The organism is Undibacterium sp. GW821-FHT11B02 (genome assembly GCF_058808955.1).
Genome location: NZ_JBXASD010000006.1, coordinates 228,439 through 252,822 on the forward strand (window position 1 = coordinate 228,439; position 24,384 = coordinate 252,822).

General features: G+C 50.9%; 28 protein-coding genes. 15 read left to right on the top strand and 13 right to left on the bottom strand.

Going from position 1 to position 24,384, the window contains the following annotated elements; all coding sequences use genetic code 11:
* Positions 1-33: 33 nt before the first annotated feature.
* From AC1RVX_RS14525 to AC1RVX_RS14555, 7 genes are all read right to left on the bottom strand, one after another.
* Positions 34-963, bottom strand: coding sequence for an ATP-binding cassette domain-containing protein (locus AC1RVX_RS14525; protein ID WP_493217302.1), 930 nt, complete (start codon positions 961-963; stop codon positions 34-36).
* Positions 964-965: 2 nt separating this feature from the next.
* Positions 966-1,766, bottom strand: coding sequence for an aliphatic sulfonate ABC transporter permease SsuC (gene ssuC / locus AC1RVX_RS14530; RefSeq protein ID WP_493217545.1), 801 nt, complete (start codon positions 1,764-1,766; stop codon positions 966-968).
* 92 nt (positions 1,767-1,858) lie between these two features.
* Entirely contained in the window at positions 1,859-3,010 is a 1,152-nt protein-coding gene (gene ssuD / locus AC1RVX_RS14535; RefSeq protein ID WP_493217303.1) for an FMNH2-dependent alkanesulfonate monooxygenase, read from the bottom strand.
* Positions 3,007-4,017 (bottom strand): sulfonate ABC transporter substrate-binding protein, encoded by a 1,011-nt coding sequence (locus AC1RVX_RS14540; protein ID WP_493217304.1) that lies wholly within the window; start codon positions 4,015-4,017, stop codon positions 3,007-3,009. The genes ssuD and AC1RVX_RS14540 overlap by 4 nt, the downstream gene beginning before the upstream one ends.
* A 5-nt stretch (positions 4,018-4,022) precedes the next feature.
* Positions 4,023-5,054: a sulfonate ABC transporter substrate-binding protein gene (locus AC1RVX_RS14545; RefSeq protein ID WP_493217305.1), complete on the bottom strand. Its 1,032-nt coding sequence runs from the start codon at positions 5,052-5,054 to the stop codon at positions 4,023-4,025.
* Positions 5,055-5,180: 126 nt separating this feature from the next.
* Positions 5,181-5,771 carry an NADPH-dependent FMN reductase gene (ssuE, locus tag AC1RVX_RS14550; protein ID WP_493217306.1) on the bottom strand — a complete coding sequence of 197 codons (591 nt, stop codon included), beginning with the start codon at positions 5,769-5,771 and terminating at the stop codon, positions 5,181-5,183.
* Between the two features lie 32 nt (positions 5,772-5,803).
* On the bottom strand, positions 5,804-6,820 hold the full coding sequence (locus tag AC1RVX_RS14555) for a sulfate ABC transporter substrate-binding protein (RefSeq protein ID WP_493217307.1): 1,017 nt from the start codon (positions 6,818-6,820) through the stop codon (positions 5,804-5,806).
* Positions 6,821-7,188: 368 nt separating this feature from the next.
* On the opposite strand from AC1RVX_RS14555, the gene AC1RVX_RS14560 reads away from it, so the two are divergent.
* The gene (locus AC1RVX_RS14560) at positions 7,189-7,755 is read left to right on the top strand and encodes a glutathione peroxidase (protein ID WP_493217308.1); all 567 of its coding nucleotides are present in this window, start codon (positions 7,189-7,191) and stop codon (positions 7,753-7,755) included.
* A gap of 57 nt (positions 7,756-7,812) precedes the next feature.
* On the opposite strand, the gene AC1RVX_RS14565 is transcribed toward AC1RVX_RS14560, so the two are convergent.
* Complete coding sequence (locus AC1RVX_RS14565) at positions 7,813-8,604, bottom strand: IclR family transcriptional regulator (RefSeq protein WP_493217309.1); 792 nt, start codon at positions 8,602-8,604, stop codon at positions 7,813-7,815.
* Positions 8,605-8,739: 135 nt separating this feature from the next.
* Here AC1RVX_RS14565 and AC1RVX_RS14570 point away from each other — a divergent pair, with 135 nt between their 5' ends.
* From AC1RVX_RS14570 to AC1RVX_RS14580, 3 genes are all read left to right on the top strand, one after another.
* Positions 8,740-9,702 (top strand): MBL fold metallo-hydrolase, encoded by a 963-nt coding sequence (locus AC1RVX_RS14570; RefSeq protein ID WP_493217310.1) that lies wholly within the window; start codon positions 8,740-8,742, stop codon positions 9,700-9,702.
* 172 nt (positions 9,703-9,874) lie between these two features.
* Entirely contained in the window at positions 9,875-11,590 is a 1,716-nt protein-coding gene (locus AC1RVX_RS14575; protein WP_493217311.1) for an FAD-dependent oxidoreductase, read from the top strand.
* Entirely contained in the window at positions 11,568-11,804 is a 237-nt protein-coding gene (locus AC1RVX_RS14580; protein ID WP_493217312.1) for a DUF2783 domain-containing protein, read from the top strand. Before AC1RVX_RS14575 ends, AC1RVX_RS14580 begins: the two co-directional genes overlap by 23 nt.
* Here the strand turns inward: AC1RVX_RS14580 and AC1RVX_RS14585 are convergent.
* Positions 11,801-12,421: a TetR/AcrR family transcriptional regulator gene (locus AC1RVX_RS14585; RefSeq protein WP_493217313.1), complete on the bottom strand. Its 621-nt coding sequence runs from the start codon at positions 12,419-12,421 to the stop codon at positions 11,801-11,803. The genes AC1RVX_RS14580 and AC1RVX_RS14585 overlap by 4 nt on opposite strands.
* Positions 12,422-12,716: 295 nt before the next feature.
* Between AC1RVX_RS14585 and AC1RVX_RS14590 the strand changes: the two genes are divergently transcribed.
* From AC1RVX_RS14590 to AC1RVX_RS14620, 7 genes are read left to right on the top strand one after another with little or no spacing between them, the layout of a single operon-like run.
* Complete coding sequence (locus AC1RVX_RS14590) at positions 12,717-14,033, top strand: NAD(P)/FAD-dependent oxidoreductase (RefSeq protein ID WP_493217314.1); 1,317 nt, start codon at positions 12,717-12,719, stop codon at positions 14,031-14,033.
* A 4-nt stretch (positions 14,034-14,037) separates the two neighbouring features.
* Positions 14,038-14,883 (top strand): DUF1365 domain-containing protein, encoded by an 846-nt coding sequence (locus tag AC1RVX_RS14595; RefSeq protein WP_493217315.1) that lies wholly within the window; start codon positions 14,038-14,040, stop codon positions 14,881-14,883.
* The gene (locus AC1RVX_RS14600; RefSeq protein ID WP_493217316.1) at positions 14,880-16,160 is read left to right on the top strand and encodes a class I SAM-dependent methyltransferase; all 1,281 of its coding nucleotides are present in this window, start codon (positions 14,880-14,882) and stop codon (positions 16,158-16,160) included. The genes AC1RVX_RS14595 and AC1RVX_RS14600 overlap by 4 nt, the downstream gene beginning before the upstream one ends.
* On the top strand, positions 16,157-16,753 hold the full coding sequence (locus AC1RVX_RS14605) for a chalcone isomerase family protein (protein ID WP_493217317.1): 597 nt from the start codon (positions 16,157-16,159) through the stop codon (positions 16,751-16,753). The genes AC1RVX_RS14600 and AC1RVX_RS14605 overlap by 4 nt, the downstream gene beginning before the upstream one ends.
* 52 nt (positions 16,754-16,805) lie before the next feature.
* Entirely contained in the window at positions 16,806-17,363 is a 558-nt protein-coding gene (locus AC1RVX_RS14610; protein ID WP_493217318.1) for a DUF3833 domain-containing protein, read from the top strand.
* Entirely contained in the window at positions 17,360-18,127 is a 768-nt protein-coding gene (locus tag AC1RVX_RS14615; RefSeq protein ID WP_493217319.1) for an SDR family NAD(P)-dependent oxidoreductase, read from the top strand. The genes AC1RVX_RS14610 and AC1RVX_RS14615 overlap by 4 nt, the downstream gene beginning before the upstream one ends.
* A complete protein-coding gene (locus AC1RVX_RS14620) occupies positions 18,128-18,586 on the top strand; it encodes a nuclear transport factor 2 family protein (protein ID WP_493217320.1) in 459 nt (152 codons plus the stop codon).
* Positions 18,587-18,588: 2 nt separating this feature from the next.
* Here AC1RVX_RS14620 and AC1RVX_RS14625 read toward each other — a convergent pair whose 3' ends face one another.
* The gene (locus AC1RVX_RS14625; protein ID WP_493217321.1) at positions 18,589-19,017 is read right to left on the bottom strand and encodes a nuclear transport factor 2 family protein; all 429 of its coding nucleotides are present in this window, start codon (positions 19,015-19,017) and stop codon (positions 18,589-18,591) included.
* A gap of 79 nt (positions 19,018-19,096) precedes the next feature.
* Between AC1RVX_RS14625 and AC1RVX_RS14630 the strand changes: the two genes are divergently transcribed.
* Positions 19,097-19,261 carry a hypothetical protein gene (locus AC1RVX_RS14630; RefSeq protein WP_493217322.1) on the top strand — a complete coding sequence of 55 codons (165 nt, stop codon included), beginning with the start codon at positions 19,097-19,099 and terminating at the stop codon, positions 19,259-19,261.
* Here the strand turns inward: AC1RVX_RS14630 and AC1RVX_RS14635 are convergent.
* On the bottom strand, positions 19,258-21,273 hold the full coding sequence (locus AC1RVX_RS14635) for an oxidoreductase (RefSeq protein WP_493217323.1): 2,016 nt from the start codon (positions 21,271-21,273) through the stop codon (positions 19,258-19,260). The genes AC1RVX_RS14630 and AC1RVX_RS14635 overlap by 4 nt on opposite strands.
* Before the next feature lie 168 nt (positions 21,274-21,441).
* On the opposite strand from AC1RVX_RS14635, the gene AC1RVX_RS14640 reads away from it, so the two are divergent.
* Complete coding sequence (locus tag AC1RVX_RS14640) at positions 21,442-21,975, top strand: PadR family transcriptional regulator (RefSeq protein ID WP_493217324.1); 534 nt, start codon at positions 21,442-21,444, stop codon at positions 21,973-21,975.
* Between the two features lie 91 nt (positions 21,976-22,066).
* Here the strand turns inward: AC1RVX_RS14640 and AC1RVX_RS14645 are convergent, their stop codons facing one another.
* Together AC1RVX_RS14645 and AC1RVX_RS14650 are read right to left on the bottom strand one after the other, a co-directional pair.
* On the bottom strand, positions 22,067-22,660 hold the full coding sequence (locus AC1RVX_RS14645) for a hypothetical protein (protein ID WP_493217325.1): 594 nt from the start codon (positions 22,658-22,660) through the stop codon (positions 22,067-22,069).
* 46 nt (positions 22,661-22,706) lie between these two features.
* Positions 22,707-22,919 carry a hypothetical protein gene (locus tag AC1RVX_RS14650; protein ID WP_493217326.1) on the bottom strand — a complete coding sequence of 71 codons (213 nt, stop codon included), beginning with the start codon at positions 22,917-22,919 and terminating at the stop codon, positions 22,707-22,709.
* 348 nt (positions 22,920-23,267) lie between these two features.
* Here AC1RVX_RS14650 and AC1RVX_RS14655 point away from each other — a divergent pair, with 348 nt between their 5' ends.
* Positions 23,268-23,717, top strand: a complete 450-nt coding sequence (locus AC1RVX_RS14655) for an OsmC family protein (RefSeq protein WP_493217327.1) — start codon at positions 23,268-23,270, stop codon at positions 23,715-23,717.
* 76 nt (positions 23,718-23,793) lie between these two features.
* Entirely contained in the window at positions 23,794-24,378 is a 585-nt protein-coding gene (locus tag AC1RVX_RS14660) for a superoxide dismutase (RefSeq protein WP_493217328.1), read from the top strand.
* The last annotated feature ends 6 nt before the right edge of the window (positions 24,379-24,384 follow it).

Sequence of the window (24,384 nt, forward strand, 5' to 3'; positions counted from 1 at the left end):
TCTGCAATGCAAAAAAGTATGCGCAGCAATCTTTTAGATCGCCCATGCAACCTGACTTACGGTTCTTAACAGCGACACATCACCGAGTTCCGTATCCGGCTCTGGTGACGGTTTTTGCAGCACCCGCCTTAATATGCTTTCTTCCAGTTCGGCGAACCTTGGGTTGCCGCGTGAACGCGGTCTGGGTAAATCAATTCTGCTGTCCAAAGTGATCTGACCGTCTTCTATCAGGATCACACGGTCAGCCAGGGCTATCGCTTCCTGTACGTCATGCGTCACCAGCACGGCAGTAAAGCCGCGCTGCTGCCACAGACTTTCAATCAGGTTTTGCATTTCTATACGGGTCAGTGCATCCAGTGCGCCCAGAGGTTCGTCCAGCAATAACAGAGCGGGTTCATGTACCAATGCCCTTGCCAGCGCAACGCGCTGACGCTGGCCACCTGACAAGACAGATGGCCACTCATCAGCGCGCTCTGCCAGCGCGACTTTCTGCAAGGCCTGACGGGCTTTGGACTGATCACTGCCAAGCCCAAGTGCGACGTTATCAATCACGGTTTTCCAAGGCAGCAGGCGCGAATCCTGAAACATCACGCGGGTATCCGGCTTTTTTCCGGCTTGCCCCTGGGCCTGATCTGTATCGAACTCCAGGCTGCCGCTATCGGCCTGTTCCAGGCCAGCAATCAGGCGCAACAACGTGCTTTTGCCACAGCCGCTGCGACCGATCACAGCCACGAATTCACCGGCCTGCACTTGCAGGTTCAGTGATTTCAATACCTGCCGTCCCTGATAAGATTTTTGTATGGCACGCAAATCCAGCGATGCGCCACGTCCAGCTTCACCCTGGTCGTTGACCGCACTACCCCATTCGCCAGCAGCGGTGGTTTCCCAACCACCGTCCAGTTCTTCACGCAGGGCCGCGATTTCCGCGACTGCACTCAGTGGAAATTCGGAAAAGTGATGCATGCTCATACCCTCCTTTGATACGACGGATGCCAGCGCAGACAATAATGTTCAAGCGCCCTTGACAAGACATCGGCCAGCTTGCCCAGCAAGGCGTACAGCAATATCCCTACCAGTACGACGTCGGTTTGTAAAAATTCACGGGCATTCATGGTCATATAACCGATGCCGGCCTGGGCAGAAATGGTTTCGGCAACGATCAACAATACCCACACCAGGCCCAGCGAAAAACGTACCCCTACCAGTATCGATGGCAATGCACCCGGCAAGATCACATCACGGTACAAAGCCCAACCCGAAAGGCCATAGCTTTGCGCCATTTCTATCAAGCCTTTATCCACCGTGCGTATGCCGTGGAAGGTATTCAGGTACACCGGAAAAAAGACCCCGACCGATACCAGGAATAACTTCGCTGACTCATCGATACCAAACCACAAGATCACCAGCGGTATCAGGGCCAAAGCCGGAATATTCCTGATCATTTGCAGTGTGGTGTCGAGCAGGGTTTCGGCAAACCGGAAACTGCCGGTCAGCAAACCCAGCAACAAGCCCAAGCCGCCACCGACAATAAAACCGGAAATGGCACGCCACAAACTGGTCTTTGCATGGATCCAGATTTCACCCGACACACCAAGAGCCCAGAAAGCCCGCGCCACCGCCAGCGGCTCTGGCAAAATACGGCTGGACAGATACCCCGTCTGCGCAGCAACCTGCCACACCAGTATCAAGATCAGAGGCAGGGCCCAGGGCAATAACTTCCTGGTCACCTGCGCGCCAAACTGACGCCACGCGATGTTGTTGATCATTCCTCCAGGCACGGAACCGCCACCCTGCCGCAGATGACCAGGCAACTCGGCAAATTGCATTACTTCAGTGATGATGGGACCCATATAGCCTCCTAGCTTTGTGACACCTTGGGCACGATACCGTTTGCCATGACTTCGCCAAATGGCCCGGTCAGGCTGCTGGATACATCAGGTACTTCTTTGCCTATCAATGGAAATACCAGTTCGGAAAAGCGATACGACTCTTCCAGATGCGGGTAGCCAGAGAAGATGAAGGTATCGATACCCAGCGCCGCATATTCCTTGATACGTGCGGCCACGGTTTCCGGATCACCCACCAGGGCCGTACCGGCACCACCACGCACCAGTCCGACACCTGCCCACAGGTTTGGCGATACTTCCAGCTTGTCGCGTTTGCCGCCGTGCAGTGCCACCATGCGTTGCTGGCCGACAGAATCCATCTTGGCAAAGGCTCTTTGCGCTCTGTCGATGACATCATTATCGACATAACGGATAAGGTCTTCTGCCGCCTGCCAGGCTTCTTCATTGGTCTCGCGCACGATCACGTGCAGGCGTATGCCAAAGCGCAGAGTCCGGCCATGCCTTGCAGCGCGGGCGCGCATGTCGGCAATCTTGGCGGCTACAGCTGCTGGCGGTTCGCCCCAGGTAAGGTAAACATCAACCTGCTCGGCTGCCAGTTCATGCGCAGGTTCAGATGAGCCACCAAAATATAAAGGTGGATAAGGTTTTTGCACAGGTGGGAACAGGGTCTTAGCACCCTTGACTGTGATATGCCTGCCTTCAAAATCGTAGCCGGTGTCACCACCTTCGCCAGCCAGCGAAGCACGCCAGACACGCAGGAATTCTTCCGTGATTTCATAGCGTTTTTCATGATCGGCAAACAGGCCGTCTGCCTCCAGTTCGCCCTGATCACCACCGGTGACGATATTAATCAGCAAACGCCCTTTCGACAAACGATCAAAGGTCGACGCCATACGCACTGCCAGGCCCGGAGTACTGAGACCAGGACGTATCGCCACCAGGAATTTCAATTTAGTGGTGGCACTGATCAGGCTGGATGCAACTACCCAGGCATCTTCGCAAGAACGCCCAGTCGGCAACAGCACGCCATCATAACCCTGGGTATCAGCCGCCACTGCGATCTGACGCAGGTAATCATGGTTGATCTGGCGTGCACCTTTGGTCGTACCCAGATAGCGGCTGTCGCCATGCGTAGGGATAAACCAGAATATATTCAAGCTCATCTTGTTTCCTTTCCTTGTTCTGTCTTGTTTACTGCGATTTTGGCGGCAAGTGGCAACCAGACCGCATCCCGCACATTGACCGCCTTGGGTATCAACTTTTGCTGATAAAAATTGTCGGCAACGCGCTGCTGTTCATCGATAATGTTCTGCGTCAGATAGACCACTGGCGAACGCGGTCTGCGCTCCAGAAAGCTGGCAATAGTCGGCTTGTCCAGACCAGTGCTGGTAGCGATAATGGCAACCGCTTCATCCCGGTTTTTCTGCACGAACGTGTCGCTGCGTGTCAGTTCTTCAAACAACAGCTGTATCACTTTCGGATAGCGGTCGGCGAAGCTGCGTAATGACAGATAATGCGAAAGATTGTTGACCAGTCCTTTACCTGTCGTCAGCACCCGCACTGGTGTGTTTTGTTCTATTGCTGCCCAGTACGGATCCCAAATGGCCCAGGCATCGACGCTACCGCGCTCAAAGGCAGCACGTGCATCAGCAGGTGCCAGATAGACCGGTGTGATATCCGCCCATTGCAAACCGGCTTGCTGGACTGCACGCAAGACATGGTAGTGAGCACTGGAGCCTTTCTGGAAAGCGATCTTTTTACCTTTAAGGTCGGCCAGCGCACGTATCGATGATTCCGGCTTGACCAGTATGGCACTGACACCTGGCTTGGCAGGTTCGGCACCGACATATACCAGATTGCTGCCAGCCGACTGGGCAAAGATAGGCGGTGGTTCACCCGTGGTGGCAAAATCGATGCTGCCAACAGACAGTGCTTCCAGCATTTGCGGACCGGCAGTAAATTCAAACCAGCTGACTTTCACGCCCTTCAATTGCTGTTCCAGCGCCTGCCTGTGTTTTAACAATGTCAGGTTGACCGAGCTTTTTTGAAAGCCAATGCGGACTTCTTTCGGCCCATCACCAGCACCTGGTGCAGCCTGGCTCAAGGCCGGCAACAGGGTGAATAAGCTCAGCGCCAGGATACGTCGAACCAGTGACCGCAGTGACATCATGGACCTCACAGCTTGACAGTGAATACTGCATCCCGGATATTGATACGCTTGGGTATCAATTTCAGGTCGGCGAAAGTGTCAGCAATATTTTGCTGTTCACGTATTACCTGATCGCTCAAAGGTTTGACACCAAACCCAAACCGTGCGGTGGATAATTCAACAGCACTGGTATCCAGACCGATCTGTCCAGACAGTATGCTGCTGACTTCTTTCAGGTTTTTTTTCGCCCATTCATCGACCTTCGTCAGTTCGTCCAGAACGATGCGCAAGACTTCGGGATTTTTTTGTGCATACGGACGTGCTGCCAGATAAAACTGGTGATTGCTCACTGCCCCCTTGCCATCGACCAGTATTCTGGCACCAATCTGTTTTTCAGCAGCGGCCAGGAAAGGATCCCAGATGGCCCAGGCATCAACACTGCCGCGTTCAAAGGCCGCCCGTGCATCTGCCGGTGGCAAGAACACTGTTTCCACATCCTTGTAATTAATGCCTGCTTTTTCCAGCACTTTGACCAGCAGGTAATGAACATTCGACCCCTTGTTGAGAACGATTTTCTTGCCCTTGAGTTCTGCAACCGATTTCAATGGGGAATTCTTGGGTACGACGATGGCTTCGCCGCCTGGTGCTGGCGGCTCGTTGCCGACATACAGCAAATCCGCGCCAGCGGCCTGGGCGAAAATCGGCGGCGCTTCGCCAGTGGTACCGAAATCGATACTGCCTACGTTAAGCCCTTCCAGCAATTGCGGCCCGGCAGGAAACTCTACCCATTTCACATCCACACCCAGGGCAGCCAGGCGTTTATCCAGGGCACCCGTACCTTTCAACAGAGTCAACGTGCCATATTTTTGAAAACCTATGCGCAATGTGCCGGGAGCAGGTGCCTTGTTTTGAGCAAAAGCCTTGGGCAATATCACACCAAGAGCAAGCGCAGACAGTGCAGACAGACGGCTCAGGGTAAGGCGTTTAGCTTCGCGTTGCTGATGCTTTTCGGTATTGCTAATATTGCTTGAGAACAGTCTCTTTTTATCGTCGCTCATACTTTACTTTCAATTTTTGGCAAGACCTCCCCCTGCCGTCAGGCGCGGCAAAAAAACCAAGAGGGAAATGCAATTCAAGTGTGTCGGTGGATTGGCTTCTTTATTTGCAGGCGCATTCGATCTGCATCAACAGGGCAAGCCATTCAGGACCTGGCTTTGTACAGGTTGCACAATTGACTTGCGACCGGGCAAAGACAACAGGCTTTCAAGCAAAAGGTGGGTGCCGTCCTGCACGCGTTTGGATATGGCATCGTCCAGTTGCAAACCCTGCCCGTCCGTCCATATGACCTGTGCATCGGTCGCATAAATACTGGGAAGGATGTGGCGTGCGGACAGAGCCGCCAGTACTGGCCGCAGGCCATAATCCAGCGCCAGCATATGCGATTGACTGCCGCCGGTTGCCACGGGCAAGACTATTTTTCCTTCCAGCCCGTCTTGCGGTAAAATATCCAGAAAGCTTTTCAACAGGCCGCTATAGGCTGCCTTATAGATAGGCGTAGCAATCACGATGGCTTCGGCCCTGACCAGCAGGGCTTTGGCAGCCTGCAATTCCGGATCAGAAAAATCTGCATGCAGCAAAGCCTGTGCTGGCAAATCCCGGACATGCAAGCTGACCGTACGCTGCCCCAGTTCATTCAGTCTTTCACCGATAAAATTTAGCAAGCGTGCCGACCTTGAAGGTGAAGAAGGGCTTCCCGATAGCAGCAATATGGTCATGATCGTACTTTCTATAGCGTCCGCAACAAAACTTATTTTTTGCCCGGTTGATAAATCTGGTCGAAGATACCGCCATCGGCAAAATGCTCTTTCTGCGCCTTGGTCCAACCACCGAAGGTGTCATCAATCGTGAACAGTTTCACTTTCGGGAATTGCGCCGCATATTTTTTGGACGCTTTTTCTGTAGTTGGACGGTAGTAATGCTTGGCAATAGTGTCCTGACCTTCGTCGGTGTACAGGTAGTTCAGGTAAGCTTCCGCCACTTTGCGGGTACCGCGACGATCCACCACTTTATCCACGACGGAGACAGAAGGTTCAGCCAGGATGCTGGTGGATGGCGCAACGACTTCTACCTTGTCCGGACCCAGTTCCTTGATCGCCAGCAACGCTTCGTTTTCCCAGGCCAGCAAGACATCACCTATGCCGCGCTCAACAAAAGTCGTTGTCGCACCACGCGCGCCGGAATCGAGCACAGGTACGTTTTTATACAGTTTCGATAAAAATTCCTTGGCTGTCGCTTCGCTGCCGCCTGGCAGTTTCAGGGCATAACCCCAGGCTGCCAGATGGTTCCAGCGGGCACCGCCAGAAGTTTTTGGGTTAGGTGTGATGACGGCGACACCGGGTTTGACGATATCCGCCCAATCCTTGATACCTTTAGGATTACCCTTGCGTACCAAAAATACGATGGTGGAGGAATACGGTGAAGCATTGTGCGGCAGACGTTTTTGCCATGCCTTGTCAAGCAAGCCCTTGTCTGCTAACGCATCTGTATCATAGGCCAGTGCCAGTGTGACTACGTCGGCATCCAGACCATCAATCACGGCGCGCGCCTGCTTGCCAGAGCCGCCGTGCGATTGCTTGATGGTGACGTTGTCACCGGTTTTTGCCTTCCATTGCTTGGCGAAAGCCTGATTCACATCCTGATACAGTTCACGGGTAGGGTCATACGATACATTGAGCAGGGTCACGTCGGCCGCATGCACAGCAGCAGCAGAAAAAGTACCGACAGTGGCAAAAGAAACGGCGAGAAATATTTTTTTGATAGTCATCTGTACGTCCTGAAGTGGGAATATTTTTATGAGGAGTACAGAATAAAACGGGGCTATATAAATTAAAACGAAGTGTTTCGATGTTTTATATATGATTTACGCATAAGCGAAAACACTGCCCCTCTCAAAATGAAAGACCAAAAGACTCAATACAGAGGCACGGAGACACAGAAGTGCACAGAGAAGGCGATTGTGGGCTGGTAGCAAGACGGGGTTACTGACGATCTGTTCGTTGCGCTTTATATTTTTTGGTGTCTCTTTGTTAATAGATTTTCAGCTTGCTGATTTGCCTATGAAATCGCAAGGTTTTGATCTACATTTTTTCTAAATCTGCGCTAAGATGACATCATCTTTTTCAGGAGTTAGCCATGCTGCGACGCACACCGATACAACTTGCTGTTTTTCTGGGTCTGATTAGTTGCTCTTTGGGCGCGTGGGCGGATACCGGCGATGCCTGCCCTGCCGTACTGGACCATAAATTCAAACGCCTGCAGGATGAAGTAACGCAGGATCTTTGCCAGTACAAGGGCAAGGTCGCGCTGGTCGTGAACACTGCCAGCTATTGCGGCTTCACCAAGCAATATGAGGGGCTGGAGGCGATGTATGCCAAATACAGCGAAAAAGGTCTGGTGGTATTGGGTTTCCCGTCGAATGATTTCGGTAAACAGGAACCAGGCAATGATCAGCAGATCGCTGATTTCTGCTTTAACACCTATGGTGTGAAGTTTCCCATGTTTACCAAAACCTCGGTCATGGGCAAGGATGTCAACCCGCTGCATGCGCAGTTGATCAAAGCAACGGGCACAACACCGAAATGGAATTTCTATAAATACCTGATCGACCGTAAAGGTAATGTCGTTGCCGCCTATTCCAGTGTGACAACACCGGATGATAAAAAGCTGGTGGCTGACGTAGAAAAAGCCCTGGCGCAATAATCATCTGGCACGCATTTCATCTCCTTGGATGAAATGCGTCCTTGTAGGTAGCCTGAATCAACCGGGCAGATAGCCCAACTGATGCGATATCCTGCTGGCGCTGTCACGCAGGGCAAGCGCCAACTCCCCCTTCCAGTCTGCATCAAAACTGCCTTTTGTGCCGGTCGCTGTCATCACCAGACTGAGTGCACCGGTATGATCGAACACTGGCGCACTTAAGGCATTGATGCCAGGGATGGGCAAACCTTGTGCCCTTGCCAAACCTTGCTGACGCACTTCTGCCAGCACGCTGGCAATATCCTGGCTATTCAGTTGTACACCGGCCTGCCCTATCACCAGCTCATCCTGCATTTCCCTGGCAATGACTTTATCTACCAGTGCCATTGGCAAAAAAGCAGAAAACACCAGTCCAGTAGCCGTACCCAGCATGGACATGACTGTGCCCGCATGCATGTTGACATGAATTGGGCGACTGGATTCTGCAATATAGATCACGGTAGGCCCATGGCTGCCCCAGACTGCCAGTGCCACCGTCTGGTCTATGCTGGCCGCCAGGCGGGTGGCTTCGGGTATCGCCAGTTTCACCGGCGACATCTGTTGCAGGCTGACCAGACCCATTTGCAGGGCAAAAGGGCCAAGCTGGTAAGTACCAGTTGTACCGTCCTGCTGTATCAAACCCAGTTTACCAAAGCTGACCAGATAGGCATGTGCCTTGGACGCCGGCATGCCGCTTTCACGCGCCAGATCACCCAGCGACATGGCCCGGCCAGAACTGACCAGGGCATTCAAGAGCAGACCACCCACTTCTATGGCACCTATGCCGCGTCTTTCCTTGTTTTTTTCTGTCATCTTAGCCCCTGATTACACTAGAATCCATTTTACTATTAACAAATGCATTTACAAATAACGAATTAATGCTTATTCTTAATTCAGTTAACTTGCTCAAGCTTTGGGCAATCTTGAATTAATTAAAAGGATGCTGTCATGACGACCAAGCAATTTGCCTCGCACGCCGATCTGGAAGAAAAGAAAGTCAGCTTCCAGCAACTGTCCGAACATGCCTATGCCTACACGGCAGAAGGCGACCCGAATACCGGCATCATTATCGGCGATGATGCCGTCATGGTCATCGATACCCAGGCCACCCCCATCATGGCGCAGGATGTGGTGCGACGCATACGTGAAGTCACCGACAAGCCCATCAAGTATGTTGTGATGTCACACTACCATGCGGTACGGGTACTGGGGGCCAGCGGCTATGTGGCAGAAGGTCTGGAGCATATCATCGCCAGCCGCGATACCTATGACCTGATCGTTGAACGCGGTGAAGCCGACATGAAGAGTGAGATAGGCCGCTTCCCGCGCCTGTTCCGTGCGGTGGAAAGCGTGCCCGGCCTGACTTGGCCGACAATTACCTTCAAGGGCGAAATGTCGATCTGGCTGGGCAAACTGGAAGTGAAGATCATGCAGGTTGGGCGAGGCCATACCAAGGGTGACACCATCGTCTGGCTGCCACAGGAAAAAGTCTTGTTCTCTGGCGATCTGGTTGAATTTGGCGCGACACCTTATGCGGGCGACGCCTATTATTCAGACTGGCCGCAAACCCTGAGTAATCTGGAAGCCATGAAGGCCGATAAACTGGTACCAGGTCGCGGCGCTGCTCTGACTTCGCCCGAACTGGTGGCAGCCGGCCTGAGTGAAACCCGTTCTTTCATCAGCGATCTGTTTGCCAGCGTCAAGGCAGGGCAACAACAACAGCACGACCTGAATACCATCTACAAAAATACCTATGCGACACTGAAACCCAAGTATGGTCACTGGGTAATTTTTGATCACTGCCTGCCATTTGATGTGACGCGGGCGTTTGATGAAGCATCAGGGCATATTGATCCGCGTGTGTGGACGGCGGAAAGGGATGTTGAAATGTGGAAGAGTCTGGAGGGATAGAAAAATTTGACCTAAAGACCTCTATGCCTTCGTTACGCAGGCGAGCGGCATGCCGCTCGAATTCCCTGCTGCACCACAGAGAACAGCAGAAGAAAAAAATTTCGTGTCAGTATGTAGCATACCTCTCTGTGCCTTTTTGTTTTTGCTTTAATGTCGTAGTGGGAGCTGCATTTTGCTTAGCACTTATCAATATCAAAAATTTCCGTATCAGACTCCGCCTGAATTGCGGGCGGGGGAAATTGTTCGCCGTCAGGTCATCATCGTGGGTGCCGGGCCGGTAGGTTTGGCGGCGGCAATTGATTGCAAGTTGCAGGGGCTGGATGTGCTGGTACTGGATGATGATGATACGGTCTCGGTCGGTTCTCGCGGCCTGTGTTATGCCAAGCGCACGCTGGAGATACTTGACAGGCTGGGAGTGGCCGATGCCGTGCGCAATAAAGGTGTGGAGTGGAATGTAGGACGCACCTTTTTTCGCAAGGATGAAGTATTCAATTTCAACCTGTTGCCGGCAGCAGATCACAAACACCCAGGTATGGTGAATTTGCAGCAGTATTATCTGGAAGAATTCCTGGTGCAGCGGGCGACAGAACTCGGTGTGGAATTGCGCTGGAAAAATCGCGTGACTGCGGTGGAGCAAACAAAAGAATTGTCTACCCTGCACATCGAAACAGCCGATGGCAATTATGCCATGCAGGCGGAATGGCTGATCGCCTGCGACGGCGCACGCAGCCCTATACGCCAGATGCTGGGACTGGAAGTCGAAGGCAAGGTCTTCATGGATCGCTTTTTGATTGCCGATGTACTCATGAAGGCAGATTTTCCAGCCGAACGCTGGTTCTGGTTTGACCCGCCATTTCATCCCAATCAATCTGTGCTGTTGCATCGTGAAGCCGACAATGTCTGGCGTATCGACTTTCAACTGGGCTGGGATGCCGACCCGGTGGAAGAACGCAAGCCAGAAAACGTCATCCCGCGCATCAAAGCCATGCTGGGTGACGACAGGGAATTTGAACTGGAATGGGTCAGCGTCTACACCTTCCAGTGCCGACGCATGGAAAAATTCCGCCATGGTCGTGTGCTGTTTGCCGGTGACGCAGCGCATCAGGTGTCACCCTTTGGCGCGCGCGGTGCCAATTCTGGCATACAAGATACCGACAACCTGATATGGAAACTGAAGCTCGTCATTGATGGCAAGGCATCGTCAGGTTTACTGGACAGCTATTCAGATGAGCGTGTATTTGCTGCCGACGAAAATTTGCTGAATTCGACACGCTCTACTGATTTCATCACGCCCAAAAGTACAGTCAGCAAATGTTTCCGGAATGCAGTGCTGGAACTGGCACAAGAACATGCCTTTGCCCGCAAGCTGGTGAATTCTGGACGGCTGTCGGTGCCCAGCATATTGAATACATCCGCTTTGAATACGGCCGACAGCGCTGTATTTGCTGGTCAGTTACAGCTGGGTGCCGCAGTTGAAGATGGCCCGGTAATTTATCAGGGTAAAGCAGGCTACCTGCTTGAACTGTTGCAGCATCATTTTTATGGTCTGTATTTTTGCGAAGATGCCAGCAAGATTCCAGTTGAAACACTGACCGGCTTTGCCGCACTGAAAAAACTGCCTGTACCGGTGCATACCCTCATCATCAGTGCCACTGCGGCAGAGTGCGGTGACTATGAGGTCACGCAGGTCGCGTATGACTTCAAGGGTGTCCTTGCCGAACGCTATGATGCGCGCGTTGCCGAACACACGAGCTATTATCTGCTGCGGCCAGACCAGCACCTGGCAGCACGCTGGCGTCAGTTTGAACTCGTCAATGTGCTTGCCGCACTAGCTCGCGCCACCTCATACCAGGAAGGACCCGGCCATGCCATTACAACTGCAGCCTAATTTTCATTATGCCGACATCAGCAAGCAACAGGGCTTGCGTGACTATGTTGCCGGTGATGATTTTTACCAGATGCTGATTGACACCCACCGGGGTTTGAGCGACGAAGACAGCAGCAAACTTAATGCAAAATTAATCTTGCTGCTGGCGAATCACATCGGGGACCTGGATACTCTGCAGCAAGCTCTACACCTTGCTGCCAATAAGGAAAGTTAAGACTTCCTGGCCTGGTCAGACAAAAATCCACCTATCGTCGCATGCACCATGGAATCCACGATTTGTTCGTGAGTGAGACGCTTGTCACGCAACAGGAATTCCATCGTCGGGTCACAGGCGCGTGAATACAGGGTGTACACCAGTACATCATCCGGTACATGCGGTGTCAGTGCGCCCTGCTCGCGTGCCTTGGCAACCAGCGCATAAAAGCGCTTGTTGACACGCAAAGCCACCATCACATAATCCAGATTCAGCATCAGGCTACGTTGCAAGGCCAGGCTGGTGGATGGCAGATGGGGAACACCACCTTGCAAACGCAAACGTAAAGACCAGGCCAAAATATGCCTGATTTTATCGATGGCACTCAGCTCTTCCGCCAGGGTATCAAGTTCTGCCAGAGTCGCCTTTAACAGGCGCGTCAGGGCAGCAGCAGCCAGTTTCTCTTTTGAAGAAAAGTGCTTGTACAGACTTCCCTTGGCAATACCAACCGCATCGGCCACATCATCCATGGTCATCAGGTCATAACCTTTTTCTGACAAAAGGTGGTTGACCGCATCAATGATGGCTTCTTCACGCGCATCAAACTGTTGTTTTTTAAAAGGAATTCTAATTTCCATTATTTTTTCTGCACAAATAAAAACTTTGTAGTATATTTTGTGACTGATCAGTCACTTTTTGAAATTCATAGTCACATTTTAGCGCACTAAACAGGTTTTGCACGGATCTCGCCAATTAATTGTTGGCAAGTCCGTGAATCCGAAAGTGAAAACTTTGCGTATGTATAGCTATGAATGGTTCCCACTCTTGTATTCAGTGTGCATTTTGCAATGTGATTTGCAGTTTGCTATCAAAACAAGTGATTGATCCATTGATCCATTAGTCCATTGATAAATTTACAGCACTTATACGCTTATGAAAATCGCCGTCATCGGTTCCGGCATCTCCGGTCTGTCTTGTGCGCACGAACTGTCCAATGCGGGTCATGAAGTCAGCCTGTTTGAGGCAAATGACTATTTTGGCGGCCATACCCATACCGTGGATGTCACGCTTGAAGGTCAAACATACGGTGTAGATACCGGCTTTCTGGTGTTTAACCATAAGACCTACCCAAATCTGGTGAATCTGTTTGCCAAACTGCAGATAGAAACCGTGGCAACCGATATGTCGTTTTCAGTCAAGATGCCGTTGCAGCCGAAAGCTGGACATCCGGGCAGCGGTCGTATGCTGGAATGGGCTGGCGCCAATCTGGATACGGTATTTGCCCAGCGCAGCAATTTGTTGCGCCCGGCATTTTTACGCATGCTGCGCGATATTCTGCGCTTTAACAAACAGACCACAGCAATGGCCAATGCACCAGGGCAAAAAGGTTTTCAGCTGCCGCTGGGTGAATTTCTGGACAGGCATAAATACAGTCAGGAATTCCGTCGTTGGTATTTATTGCCCATGGCAGCCTGCATCTGGTCTTGCCCGACAGCGACGATGATGGCGTTTCCTTTGTCGTCTTTTGTCAATTTCTGCCACAACCATGGCTTGCTGCAAGTGAATGACAGACCGCAATGGCAAACCGTGAAGGGCGGCGCCAGGCAGTATGTGGAGAAAATCCTGCCACTGATTGCACATACCTATCTGAATACGCCAGTACAGGCCGTACGCGAAAAAGCACGTGGTGTGATTGAAATCAAAACAGCCAGCGGTGTACAGCAATTTGCCCATGTCGTCATCGCCAGCCATAGCAACCAAAGCTTGGCCATGCTGGCCGATGCCAATCTGGCAGAACGCCAGGTCTTGTCTGGCGTGGCTTACCAGCCAAATCGTGCCGTACTGCACACCGATGCCAGCTTTCTGCCAGAAAACAAAAAAGCCTGGTCAGCCTGGAATTATCAAAGCGAAAGTGGCGAAGAAGCACGAGTCTGCGTGCACTACCTGATCAATCAGTTGCAGCCGCTACCGTTCAAGACACCCGTCATCGTGACCCTGAATCCCATACAGGAACCAGCACCAGAAACCGTCATTTCCAGTTTTGATTATGCCCACCCAGTGTTTGACGCCACCGCAATCAGGGCGCAAAGTCAGTTGCAAAATATCCAGGGCAAGAGAAATATCTGGTTCGCCGGGGCCTGGACTGGCTACGGCTTCCATGAAGATGGCTTGAAATCTGGCCTGCGAGTGGCAGAGAGCATATTGACACATGTTGAAGCAGCACAGGACATGCACGTTCGTGCAGCGTAAAACCATGACGACTTCGTTGGTACCTTCGACCAAACAAAACAGCATTGCGCTGTGTACAGGCGAAGTCATGCATAAACGCTTGCGTCCGGCAAAAAATGCATTTCGCTATGGTGTGTTTTTTATCCGTCTGCCACTACGTGCATTGGCAGATGGCAGACTTGCTAAACATTCTCGTCTGTTTTCGCTCAACCGTTTCAACCTTCTGGCTTTTCACGAGCAAGACCATGCAGATGGCAAACAGCCGCTGACCCAATGGCTGGATAAGTTGCTGGCGGCGGAAGGCATTCATGATGCAGATGGTGAAATCTGGCTGCAATGTTTTCCACGTGTATTGGGGTATGTATTCAATCCGGTTTCATTCTGGTTTTGCCATCGCGCAGATGGCAGCCTGCGTGCCATCGTCTGTGAGGTACGTAATACCTTTGGCGAAAAACACTTATATCTGCTGGAAAACGGCAATTGTCTGAGTAATGGTGAAGAGTTACAAGCAAAAAAACTATTCCACGTCTCACCGTTTTGCAAAATAGAAGGTGCATACCGCTTCCGTTTTTTGCAAACCGGTCAAGCCATTGCCACCACACCAGACCAGCAAACCACGTCCGAATTGCTCAACATAAGATATCTGGCGCGTATAGATTATGACGACACCAGCGGCCCTTTGCTACTAACCAGCATATCCGGCATGGAAAACCGCATGACTGATTGGCAGATACTAAAAGTCATGTTGCGTTACCCATTTATGACTATGGGTGTGGTGTTACGCATCCATTTGCAGGCATTGCGTTTATGGGTCAAACGCGTGCCTTTTATTTCCAAACCACTTCCACCTACTGAAGAGCTAAGTCGATGAGCAGCCTACAACCTACTTTTGCGTCCGGCACCAGTCATGCTTCTCATGCACCGGTGAACAATCATCATGCAGGTGTGACTAAACTGAATGGCAAACATTTTCCGGCTGAAGCGAAAATAGTGCTCAGTCTGTTGAAAAGACTGGAGCATGGTTGCCTGACCATACAGCTTCCAGACGGGCAGACTGCCAGCTTTGGTCGCGCCTATGATGGACACCAGCATATCAGCCTGCATCTGAAAGACTGGCAACTGTGTCGCTCGGCGCTGAAATCCGGCGATATCGGTTTTGCCGAGAGTTATATTGCTGGCCACTGGACAACCAGCAGTCTTGCCGGGCTGATAGAGCTGATCTCACACAATCGCGCGCAACTGGAATCGGTGATTTATGGCAGTTGGTGGGGTAACCTGCTTTACCGTCTCAAGCATTTACTGAACCGCAATTCACGTGCGGGTAGCAAAAAAAATATCCATGCCCACTATGATATCGGTAACGATTTCTATCAACTGTGGCTGGACCCATCAATGACGTATTCCAGCGCCATCTTTGCAGGTGATCAGTCAGAGAGCCTGGAACAAGCACAAGAAGCGAAATATCGTCGCATCCTTGAACAACTGGCCTTGCCACCACAGGCAAAAGTATTGGAAATCGGTTGTGGCTGGGGTGGTTTTGCCGAGATGGCCATACGTGATAGCGGTGCCCATGTGACCGGGCTGACCCTGTCGACTGAACAATTGCATTATGCCCATGAACGTCTGCACAAGGCTGGCCTGCATGCGCAGAGCGATTTAAAAATCCAGGACTATCGCGACGCCGTGGGCAGCTATGACGGTATTGCTTCGATAGAAATGTTTGAAGCTGTTGGCGAAGCATATTGGCCAGGTTATTTTGAATGCCTGCAACGCAACCTGAAACAGGGGGGACGTGCCTGCGTGCAAAGTATCGTCATCGCTGACAATCTGTTTGAACGTTACCGCAAGGGCACGGATTTCATCCAGCAATATATTTTCCCTGGTGGCATGTTGCCTTCGGTAGAAAAATTCCATGCGATGGCCAACGAATACGGTATGGAAGTGATTGATACTTTTCACTTCGGCCAGGATTACGCACGCACCTTGTTATTGTGGCGCCATAACTTCATGGAAAAACTGGCACAGGTCAAAGCCCAGGGTTTCGACGATGAATTCTTGCGTACATGGGAATTTTATCTGGCCTATTGCGAAGCAGGTTTCACTGCTGGCAGCATCAATGTCAGCCAGTTTACCCTGAGAAAAACGTGAATACCCATACCGACAGACAAAGCATGACTGCGTTGCGCTACGTGGTGGCAGCAGTGATGTTGATGATGTTCCATGGACTGCGGTCTGCAAGTGCGCAAGCCACAGTAGCAGTACCGGCTCATATACATGAAGAGATACCACAGGCGGCCCTGCAAGGCCGTGGCAGCTTTCGCTGGTTTGGCTTGCACATTTATGATGCCAGCCTGTGGAGCACAGCAGAAGGTTACAAGCCGGATAGCGACAAGCCGCAACGCTTTGCATTGGACCTTGTATACGCCCGCTCACTTTACGGCAGCAAGATTGCCGATGCCAGTATCGATGAAATTGAAAAACTGAAACTGGGCACACCGGAAAATCGACACCGCTGGCTGACCCAGATGAAAAGCCTGTTCCCTGATGTGAAGCAGGGAACACATATCACTGGCATACATATACCGGGCGAAGCGGCGCGCTTTTATCTGAATGGGAAACTGTTGGGTGAAATCAGGGATGCGGAATTTGCGCATGCCTTCTTTGCTATCTGGCTGGACAGGAAAACCTCGTCCCCAAACTTGCGCAGCAAGTTGCTGGGAGCGAAGGCAGAAACGAACTGAAGTCGCCCCTGACTCTGGCCGCATGGTCAGTTGAAAAAAGCCAAGGATTACCATGAATCTGTTATTGCTGTGCCAACGCCTGCTATATTGCAGCCTGCTTGTTTTGTTGACGTCGTGCGCCAGCTCGTATGAATCTGCGCTCTACAGGAATGAAAAACCAGCACTGGATTTGCAGACTTATTTCAATGGCAGACTGGACGCGTGGGGCATGTTTCAAGACAGGTCTGGTGCCATCGTCAAACGCTTTACTGTCGTCATGACTTGTCAATGGACAGGTGACATCGGTACTTTGAATGAAGACTTCAATTATTCAGATGGCAGCAAGCAGAAACGCATCTGGACACTGAAAAAGGTCGGGGTAAACCGCTTCATTGGTAACGCAGCGGATGTGATTGGCGAAGCACAAGGTGTGGTGTCAGGCAATACTCTGCACTGGAATTATGTACTGGCATTACCTGTCGATGGCAGCGTATATAAGGTCGATTTTGACGACACCATGGTATTGATGGATGAGCAGGTGATGCTTAACCGTGCCGTCATGCGCAAGTTGGGTGTTGAACTGGGCAGTGTGACGCTGTCCTTCACCAAACGCAGCAGCAATATGCCATGAACCCAAAGATCAGTACATGGCGTGACAAGCATGTCTGGGTCATCGGTGCCTCCAGCGGCATAGGTGAAGAAACCGCACGTTTGCTGCTGACACTAGGTGCAGATGTTGCCCTGTCGGCCAGAAACCAGTCATCGCTGGAGCGTATTGCACACCGCTACTCGCGTGCCTGTGCATTAGCACTGGATATCACGGACCACACAAGTTTGGTAAGTGGCCATGCCCAACTGATGCAGCGATGGGAAAAAATCGACCTGATACTGATCGTCGCCGGTAGCTACAATGAAATGCGGGCAGACAGCTTTGACCTTGCGGCAGCGGAACAGCTGATCAATATCAACCTGCACGGCATTTATCGGTGTCTGTACGTAGTGTTGCCTACCTTGCTGAAACAGGGACACGGCGCAATCGGTATAGTAGGATCTGTTGCTGGCCTGTCCGGCTTGCCAAAGGCACTGGCATATGGCCCGACCAAGGCCGCGATCATCAACCTGTGCGAATCACTGTACCTGGATTTAAGGCCGAAAAACATAGGTGTGTATATGATCAACCCCGGCTTTGTGGCAACTCATTTAACCGCAGGAAATGATTTCAAGATGCCTGCACTGATGTCTGCCCAGGCAGCAGCACAAGCACTGGTAAAGGGACTGGCTGATGGGGAATTTCATATACACTTTCCCAAGCGTTTCACGAATTGGCTACGTCTGGCACGTCTGCTTCCCTACCGCAGTTATTTTTATCTGGTTCACAAATTCACGGGTTTATAAATGAATATGACATCTTTGCCAGGCAGCATTGATCATCGCGCCAGCCTGCAGAAACTGATTTATTTTTTTGAAAGCGTGTCACTTGAAGCCTGCACGGATTTATCTGCCGTGTACACAGAAGACGCTTACTTCAAAGATCCCTTCAATGAATTGCATGGCATAGCTGCCATCAATCATGTGTTCCAGCATATGTTTGAACAAGTGCACGACCCCAGCTTTCGCATCACCTCCACCGTACTGGAAGGTGATAGCGCTTTCCTGTGCTGGGATTTTTTGTTCACGATGAAACACTTCCACACCAACCAGCAACGCATACGCGGCACCACCCATATCCGTTTTGACGATGACGGTCGGGTCAATTTTCACCGCGATTACTGGGACGTGGCCGAAGAACTGTATGAAAAGCTGCCAGTACTGGGCAGCCTTATGCGTGTGCTGAAATGGATAGCGCGTAAATAGGCTTAAAGCGCAGCCTTGTAGGCTGGCAAATACTTTGCCAGCCTGGCTCCCATTTCTTGTCCCAATGCCTGCAAGCCGCTCATGGGTCTGACCATGACTTCGAAGTCGACGATTTTCCCTGCTTCATCAAAGCGTATCATGTCTATGCCCTTGAGCTGCTTGTCACCCACTGTCGCGCTGAATTCCAGCACGATGTTCAAGCCATCATCAGATACAAGTTCACGGTGATAAGCAAAATTTTGAAATACCTTGCTGACCGTAGTTAAAATCAGCACGACCGCCTGAGAAGATGCATATGGCTGATGCGCCATCGGTGAGCGAAATACTGCGTCAGGATGCACAATCGCTGGTAAACCAGACAGATCACCACTGGCAATCATCTGATGCCAGGTCGTTAAAGAAGCTGCAACAGTATCAGGCAAATTTTTCATGATGTTTCTTTAGAATGTGGGGACAGAAATGAGAAAAAAGGACCATTAATCACAGAGGTACAGAGGAAGGAAAGGCATCATGCAGGATGCCTTCCTTACACAAGCGAGCGGCATGCCGCTCGAATTTCCCGCCACACCACAGAGAAAACAAAAGAGAGAAGATCGTGGTTCGCTTGAAATCCTGATTAGCTTTTCTCTTGCCTTTCTCTGTGTCTCTGTGGTGAGAGGTTTTCCTCGAATTTAAATCGTTGCCGCCAATCGTGTCCCCTGATTGATGGCGCGTTTGGCGTCCAGTTCAGCGGCAACATCGGCGCCACCGATCAGGTGCACGGGTTTGCCTGCGGCTTCCAGCGCGGCTTGCAATTCGCGCCTTGGTTCCTGGCCTGCGCACAGGATCACGTTATCCACCGGTATCAGTTTTTGTACACCTTCCACCGTCACGTGCAGACCGGCATCGTCCACCTTGTCATAGGTGACACCGGCAATCATTTGTACTTCACGGTTCTTCAAGCCAGTACGATGTATCCAGCCGGTGGTCTTGCCCAGGCCATCACCCACCTTGGAGGTCTTGCGCTGCAACAGGAAAATCTGGCGCGTCGGTTTTTCAATTTCTGCTTCACACAAACCGCCGACGTTTTTATAATCAGTATCGACACCCCATTCAGCAAAGAATTTTTTCGGATCCAGGCTAGGGCTGGTGCCACTATGACTCAGGTATTCTGCAACGTCAAAACCGATACCGCCAGCACCAATGATAGCCACCATCTTGCCTACCGGTTTTTTGTCGCGCAAGACATCCAGATAACTCAGTACTTTAGGGTGATCAATACCGTCAATCGCCGGTGTGCGTGGCAGAATGCCAGTGGCCAGCACCACTTCATCAAAGTCTTGCAAATCAGCAGCGCTCACTTTGGTATTCAGTTTCAGCGTCACGCCTGTCAGGCTGATCTGTTTGCCAAAATAACGCAGGGTTTCATAAAACTCTTCTTTGCCTGGAACTTGCTTGGCGATATTGAACTGGCCGCCAATTTCTGATGCGGCATCAAACAGGGTAACGGCATGGCCGCGATGCGCCGCCGTGGTAGCAAAACTTAAACCTGCAGGGCCAGCACCGACGACGGCAATACGCTTGGCCTTGGTCAATGGTGCATCGATTAGTTCGGTTTCATGGCAGGCACGCGGGTTGACCAGGCAAGAAGTGATCTTGCCGCCAAAGGTATGATCCAGACATGCCTGGTTACAACCTATGCAGGTATTGATTTCATCTGCTTTGCCCTGCTCGGCCTTGCGCATGAACAACGGGTCGGCCAACAGAGGGCGGGCCATGGAAACCATGTCGCAATAATCATCAGCCAGCAATTGCTCGGCCACTTCTGGTGTATTGATGCGGTTGGTGGCGATCAGCGGGATCTTGACATGGCCCTTGAGTTTTTTGGTCACCCAGGCAAAAGCTGCACGCGGTACCTTGGTGGCGATGGTAGGAATACGGGCTTCATGCCAGCCTATGCCAGTATTGATGATGGTGGCACCCGCAGCCTCAATCGCCTGTGCCAGTTGTATCACTTCATCCAGTGTCGAACCACCTTCAACCAGATCCAGCATGGACAGACGATAGATGATGATGAAATGACTGCCAACTTTTTCACGTATGCGACGCACGATTTCAATCGGGAAACGGATGCGGTTTTCATAAGCACCACCCCATTCATCGTCGCGCTGGTTAGTACGGGCGGCGATAAATTCATTGATCAGATACCCTTCCGAACCCATCACTTCCACACCGTCATAACCAGCCGATTTGGCCAGTGTGGCGCAGCGTACAAAGTCGGAAATGGTTTCTTCCACTTCTTCCGTGGTCAATGCATGCGGCTTGAAAGGATTGATGGGTGCCTTGATGGCACTAGGTGCAACCAGCGTAGGCTGGTAAGAATAACGGCCAAAATGCAAAATCTGCATGGCAATCTTGCCGCCCGCATCGTGCACAGCCTGGGTGACAATTTTATGGTGCTCAGCTTCTGCTTCTGTGGTCAGCATGGCACCACCTTGCATAGGGCGCGCTCTTTCATTCGGGGCGATACCACCGGTAACGATCAGGGCTACCCCACCACGCGCACGCTCTGCATAAAATGCCGCCATGCGTTTAAAACCATTGTCCACTTCTTCCAGCCCCACGTGCATGGACCCCATTAACAGGCGATTAGGCAAAATGGTAAAGCCCAGATCAAGTGGCTTGGTCAGGTGAGGATAAAATGACATGGTACATTTCCTATAAGTAAGTGCTTGCAAACTGTCTCAATGGTTGATCTTGATGATCAACTCCGCATTTATGCAACTGATTGCATAAGAGAATAACGAAACAACTTTATTTATGCAACCAGTTGCATATAAAATGTCTTAAATTCACACCGTATACCCACTCTAAATATGTCCTTGCCCCATGCTTTGCTGACCTCAATCGCTGAAAAGCCCTGTTCCGGATACGACCTGGCAAGGCGTTTCGACAAATCCATAGGCTATTTCTGGCATGCCACCCACCAGCAAATCTACAGGGAACTGGCACGCATGGAAACCCAGGGCTGGGTCATCTCTACAGAAGTGGAAGGGGGGCGCGCTGGAAAGAAACTCTTCAACATCCTGCCAACTGGAAGGGAAGAGCTGCGTCGTTGGGGCAGCGAAACCAGTGCACCAATGAAATTGCGTGACGATATGATGGTCAAATTGCGCGCCGATGCCGCGATAGGCCCACTGGGTCTGACAGAAGAATTTGAACGACGCCTGAAAATGCACGAACAGGAATTGCAGAACTACAGAGACATAGAGCAACGCGACTTCAGTGCACCGCATCTGTCACGCGAAGTCCAACTGCGTTACCTGATCCTGAAAGCTGGCATCACCTTTGAAGAGAGCCGGGTACAATGGACCAAGGAAGCTTTACAAGTTTTGCGCAATACTTTATAGAACTCATTTCATCTGGAACTCATTTCATCAAAAAGGATGAGTTCCAGATAAACCTGATGTTGCCTTAAACATCATCAAGCAACATGACGTATCAGGCAATGCTGTCGTCCTTGTAGGTACCAACTGATGCCTGTATCACGCCTTGGGCAATTGCAGTCTCTTGTTCTGTGTTGGTTTGCACTACCAGCACAAACTGCCCGCTGGCAATAGCATCGTCAATCAAGTTGGATAACCAGCCTTGTTTTTCTGTACCATACTTACCAGTTTCACCGCCGGTGCCAGATGGGGTGCTTGCAGCATCTTTCTTGAACGCACCTTGAGTGGCGCCAAGCAAACCACCGATACTGGCTCCCCATCCCATCATCACCAGAGGAGCGATCAGTGGACTGGCAATAAAAAGGCTGACATTGGCAGCAACCAATGCCACTTCAGCCAGCGCCCCCAGTCCTGTGCCGACCACGGTACCTATCGTGCCGCCAACCAATATATCTTTCAATGCCTTGTCACTGCCCGCTACAGGACCAGGCTGGTGCGGCAAGCCCGCCGCCGGAGGCGCAGCAAGCTTGCTGTCAAAAATCTGCATACGGCCTGAAGGAATACCTCTTAAAAGCAAGGTACTCAGAGCACTTTCTGCATCGCTACGTTGCGCAAAAAAGCCGGATACATGATGAAGATAAGTGTTCATTTTATTTCTTTCAAACTGATGATGACGATTTTCATATCAAAAAATTTCATTTCGGCCTCGGCCGCTGCACATCCATCAGCGCAGCTTGCAAACGATCTGAAAACAACCTGCAGGGAATTCGTTGACCGGTTTCTTCCTGTCTGGCTATAGCCAATTCTTTTGCGCGAAAAATAGGATAAATAATATTGGCTCGATAACGCACACCAGCTTCATCACGACTGATTTGAGCTTTTCTTTCTCGTATACGTATCTGTACCATGATTTTCCAATTCCATTCGGTGAGTATTGTCAGAAAAAAGGATTTTCATCACTGAGCATGTTCATGAAGATTAGGCAAAAACCAGAAACCAATCTGTACGTTGGCAAACATATGACTAGAACTCATTTCATAAATAGGAAGGCAAAACATGTAAGCCTCAGCACCAATAACAAACTGTCCTAACACTCTTCCGTGTGTTAGCGAACAGATATGTTTAAGGCAAAGGCATAAGCTGCTGTCAGATTCAAGTTCGTGATCAGAGCAATTGACGCGCAGACCAATTTTTGTGCCGATAAATAAGCTGTTTCCGCTAGCCTCTTTAGCAGCATTCACAGAAAAGGATTTACCATGACCGAAAAAACTGCAAGCGTACATTGGGAAGGCTCAGGCAAAACTGCGGTAGGCAATATCAGCACGGAAACCGGTGCATTGAAAGACTATCCCTACGGCTTTGCCAGCCGTTTTGAAGATGACAGGCGTGGCAGCAACCCGGAAGAATTACTGGGCGCTGCCCATGCTGCGTGCTTCACCATGGCATTTTCATTTGCCTGCGAAAGAGCTGGCTGGAAAACCACAGATGTTGATACCAAGGCCAGTATCAGACTATCCAAACAGGGTGAGGGTTTCGTCATTGACCGCATTCAGTTGACGATGGAAGCGTCAGTTGCAGGTATCAATGATGCGCAATTCCAGGAAATTGCGGCAGTGGCAAAACGTGAATGCCCTTTATCGAAAGCACTTGCCGGTGTTCCAGAGATAGCACTGCAAGCAACACTGCGAGTGGATACCACGCCATAGTATTCCGCAGGCAAATCAACACTCACTAGAACTCATTTCATCAATAGAGGTGAGACGAGTTCCAAAAGGATCTATCATGCTACATACTTTACCCGAGCTACCCTATGCAATCGATGCATTGCAACCGCATATTTCAAAGGAAACGCTGGAGTATCACTATGGTAAACATCATCAGACCTATGTCGCGAACCTGAATACCTTGATCAAGGATACAGAGTTTGCCGACGAGTCTCTGGAAAATATCATCAAGAAATCCACTGGCAGCATATTCAATAATGCCGCCCAGGTGTGGAACCACAATTTTTACTGGCAAAGCCTGACACCCAGCGGTGGCGGTGTCGCTACAGGTGCATTGGGTGACGCCATCACTGCCCAATGGGGTTCATTTGAGAAATTCAAGCAGGAATTTACTCAATCCTGTATCAGTAATTTTGGCTCTGGCTGGACGTGGCTGCTGAAACGCTTTGACGGTTCACTGGCAATTGCCAACACCTCAAACGCGGCCACACCGTTGGTCGGCGTCGACAAGCCATTGCTGACATGTGATGTCTGGGAACATGCCTACTATATCGACTATCGTAATCAGCGTCCCGCCTATCTGGAAGCTTACTGGAGTCTGGTGAACTGGGATTTCGCTGCAGCGAATTTTGCTGATTTGTGACAACAC

Bases quoted from the DNA above. Each gene is read 5' to 3' on its own strand.
- AC1RVX_RS14525 (WP_493217302.1), bottom strand. From the start codon at position 963: ATGCATCACTTTTCCGAATTTCCACTGAGTGCAGTCGCGGAAATCGCG.
- ssuC (WP_493217545.1), bottom strand. From the start codon at position 1,766: ATGATCAACAACATCGCGTGGCGTCAGTTTGGCGCGCAGGTGACCAGG.
- ssuD (WP_493217303.1), bottom strand. From the start codon at position 3,010: ATGAGCTTGAATATATTCTGGTTTATCCCTACGCATGGCGACAGCCGC.
- AC1RVX_RS14540 (WP_493217304.1), bottom strand. From the start codon at position 4,017: ATGATGTCACTGCGGTCACTGGTTCGACGTATCCTGGCGCTGAGCTTA.
- AC1RVX_RS14545 (WP_493217305.1), bottom strand. From the start codon at position 5,054: ATGAGCGACGATAAAAAGAGACTGTTCTCAAGCAATATTAGCAATACC.
- ssuE (WP_493217306.1), bottom strand. From the start codon at position 5,771: ATGACCATATTGCTGCTATCGGGAAGCCCTTCTTCACCTTCAAGGTCG.
- AC1RVX_RS14555 (WP_493217307.1), bottom strand. From the start codon at position 6,820: ATGACTATCAAAAAAATATTTCTCGCCGTTTCTTTTGCCACTGTCGGT.
- AC1RVX_RS14560 (WP_493217308.1), top strand. From the start codon at position 7,189: ATGCTGCGACGCACACCGATACAACTTGCTGTTTTTCTGGGTCTGATT.
- AC1RVX_RS14565 (WP_493217309.1), bottom strand. From the start codon at position 8,604: ATGACAGAAAAAAACAAGGAAAGACGCGGCATAGGTGCCATAGAAGTG.
- AC1RVX_RS14570 (WP_493217310.1), top strand. From the start codon at position 8,740: ATGACGACCAAGCAATTTGCCTCGCACGCCGATCTGGAAGAAAAGAAA.
- AC1RVX_RS14580 (WP_493217312.1), top strand. From the start codon at position 11,568: ATGCCATTACAACTGCAGCCTAATTTTCATTATGCCGACATCAGCAAG.
- AC1RVX_RS14585 (WP_493217313.1), bottom strand. From the start codon at position 12,421: ATGGAAATTAGAATTCCTTTTAAAAAACAACAGTTTGATGCGCGTGAA.
- AC1RVX_RS14590 (WP_493217314.1), top strand. From the start codon at position 12,717: ATGAAAATCGCCGTCATCGGTTCCGGCATCTCCGGTCTGTCTTGTGCG.
- AC1RVX_RS14595 (WP_493217315.1), top strand. From the start codon at position 14,038: ATGACGACTTCGTTGGTACCTTCGACCAAACAAAACAGCATTGCGCTG.
- AC1RVX_RS14600 (WP_493217316.1), top strand. From the start codon at position 14,880: ATGAGCAGCCTACAACCTACTTTTGCGTCCGGCACCAGTCATGCTTCT.
- AC1RVX_RS14610 (WP_493217318.1), top strand. From the start codon at position 16,806: ATGAATCTGTTATTGCTGTGCCAACGCCTGCTATATTGCAGCCTGCTT.
- AC1RVX_RS14615 (WP_493217319.1), top strand. From the start codon at position 17,360: ATGAACCCAAAGATCAGTACATGGCGTGACAAGCATGTCTGGGTCATC.
- AC1RVX_RS14620 (WP_493217320.1), top strand. From the start codon at position 18,128: ATGAATATGACATCTTTGCCAGGCAGCATTGATCATCGCGCCAGCCTG.
- AC1RVX_RS14625 (WP_493217321.1), bottom strand. From the start codon at position 19,017: ATGAAAAATTTGCCTGATACTGTTGCAGCTTCTTTAACGACCTGGCAT.
- AC1RVX_RS14630 (WP_493217322.1), top strand. From the start codon at position 19,097: ATGCAGGATGCCTTCCTTACACAAGCGAGCGGCATGCCGCTCGAATTT.
- AC1RVX_RS14635 (WP_493217323.1), bottom strand. From the start codon at position 21,273: ATGTCATTTTATCCTCACCTGACCAAGCCACTTGATCTGGGCTTTACC.
- AC1RVX_RS14640 (WP_493217324.1), top strand. From the start codon at position 21,442: ATGTCCTTGCCCCATGCTTTGCTGACCTCAATCGCTGAAAAGCCCTGT.
- AC1RVX_RS14645 (WP_493217325.1), bottom strand. From the start codon at position 22,660: ATGAACACTTATCTTCATCATGTATCCGGCTTTTTTGCGCAACGTAGC.
- AC1RVX_RS14650 (WP_493217326.1), bottom strand. From the start codon at position 22,919: ATGGTACAGATACGTATACGAGAAAGAAAAGCTCAAATCAGTCGTGAT.
- AC1RVX_RS14655 (WP_493217327.1), top strand. From the start codon at position 23,268: ATGACCGAAAAAACTGCAAGCGTACATTGGGAAGGCTCAGGCAAAACT.
- AC1RVX_RS14660 (WP_493217328.1), top strand. From the start codon at position 23,794: ATGCTACATACTTTACCCGAGCTACCCTATGCAATCGATGCATTGCAA.